This is a genomic window from Streptomyces sp. SID3343, assembly GCF_009865215.1.
In the GTDB taxonomy this organism is placed as follows: Bacteria; Actinomycetota; Actinomycetes; order Streptomycetales; family Streptomycetaceae; genus Embleya.
Genome location: NZ_WWJX01000085.1, coordinates 1 through 512, shown reverse-complemented (window position 1 = coordinate 512; position 512 = coordinate 1). Strand labels below are relative to the sequence as shown.

Here is a 512-nt window from a genome sequence, read left to right as displayed (position 1 = left end):
GCCCGCCCGCCCGCCCGCCCGCCCGGTCGGTCGGACGCCCGGTCGGTCGGACGCACAACGGCAGGCACGGGTTCTGTGAAATACCCCGAGCCGGGAGCGTTCCCGCGCTCGCGCCATGCCCCTATCCGCCCGCCCGACGCGGGACTTCCCCACGGGCTCCGCCGCCTACCGGGCTGCGCCGCGACGAGGTCGCCCAACTCGCCGGCGCGTCGGTGGACTACCACAACGAACTCGAACACGGCGCCGGATCCCAGCCCTGCGAACAGATGATCGCCCCGTCGGCGAGGACACCGCGCCTGACCACCGACGAGCGCGACTACCTCTACCACCCGGCCGAGCGCCCGGATCCCGGGCCTGTGAGTGTGTGGTGTGATGTCGGCGGGATTGGGCGTCAGCGGTTCCGGTTTCGGTTTCCCCTTGTCGAGCTGGGCTTTGTCCGGCTGATTGCGGGATCGTTCGCTGCCACAGGGTGACCGATCTGCTGTCGTGGTCTGCCCAAGGGCGCCGGCACA

Annotated in this window: 1 pseudogene; it reads left to right on the top strand. The window is 71.3% G+C overall.

Annotated elements, in window-relative coordinates:
• Window positions 1-75 precede the first annotated feature (75 nt).
• Window positions 76-350, top strand: a pseudogene (locus GT354_RS53355) (helix-turn-helix transcriptional regulator); the annotation flags it as partial.
• Window positions 351-512: the final 162 nt, after the last annotated feature.